The organism is Streptomyces bambusae, from assembly GCF_019400985.1.
GTDB classification, from domain to species: domain Bacteria; phylum Actinomycetota; class Actinomycetes; order Streptomycetales; family Streptomycetaceae; genus Streptomyces; species Streptomyces bambusae_A.
Genome location: NZ_WTFF01000665.1, coordinates 1 through 1,119, shown reverse-complemented (window position 1 = coordinate 1,119; position 1,119 = coordinate 1). Strand labels below are relative to the sequence as shown.

General features: G+C 78.5%; 1 pseudogene. It reads left to right on the top strand.

The features are described from left to right. A pseudogene (locus GPJ59_RS36420) lies at nt 1–1,119 on the top strand (ATP-binding protein); the annotation flags it as partial.

Sequence of the window (1,119 nt, the reverse complement as noted above, 5' to 3'; positions counted from 1 at the left end):
CCGATGCACAGCGCGAGCCGCCGCCCGTACCGCCGGGCGGCCCGCTGCAAGCGCCGCCGCTGCTGGAGCGCGACGAGGAGCGCGAGCGGCTGGTACGGCTGCTGGGCCGCGGCCGGTCCGTACGGCTGACCGGACCCGCCGGCTCCGGGCGCTCCGTGCTGCTCGACGCCGTGGCCCGGGAGTGCCGCACGCTCGCCCCCGACGGCCTGGTCCGGCTCAGCGGCCACCGGCAGAGCGCCACCGAGCTGCTGTACGCGCTGTACGCCGCCGTGTACGAGGCCCCCGGCCGGCGCCCGGCACGCGCCGAACTGCTGGACTGCGTACGGGACATCGGCGCCGTCGTACTGCTCGACGACCTGGAGCTCGGCGGGTCCGCCCTCGACGAGCTGCTGCGCGCCACCCCCGAATGCGCCTGGCTGCTCGCGGCCACGCCCGACGTCCCGGCCCCCTCGGACGACTCCCACCTGGAGGAGGTCTTCCTCGGCGGACTGGGCAAGGCCGGCTGCGTGGAGCTGCTGGAGCGGGCCGTCGGCCGGGCCCTCACGGACGCGGAGACGGCCTGGGCGGCGGACCTGCGGTTCGCCTCGGAAGGGCTCGCACTGCGCTTCGTCCAGGCGGGCGGGCTGCTGCGGCAGCGGGACGAGATCAACCGCCGGGCCGCCGAGGACGAGGACGACGAGCCCGGTGTCTTCGAGGAGCGGCCCAAGGACCGCGGCCCGGTGCCGCTGCCGACCCTGGCCGAGGCTGCCGCACCGGCCGAGCTGCTGGCCGCGCGGGTCAGCGAACCGGCGCGGGCCGCGCTGCGGTTCGCGTGCGCGCTCGGCGGCGAGCTGCCGCACCACGCCCACCTGCCGGCGCTCGTCGGCGACACCCACGCCGACATGGCGGTGGCCGAGCTGCTGGCCTGCGGCCTGCTGACGGCCGCCGGCACGCGCCACCGGCTGGCCCCCGGCGGCGCACGGCAGCCGGCCGCGTCGGGGATGGGGTACGCCGGCGAGGCCCGGGCGGCGGCCCGGCACCACGCCTCGGGGACCGGCCACACCTCCGGGGGCCCGGGGGGGGGCGCGGGCCCTGGGCCCTATACTCATACCCCAGCCCCCCAGACACAGGCTGGTCTCG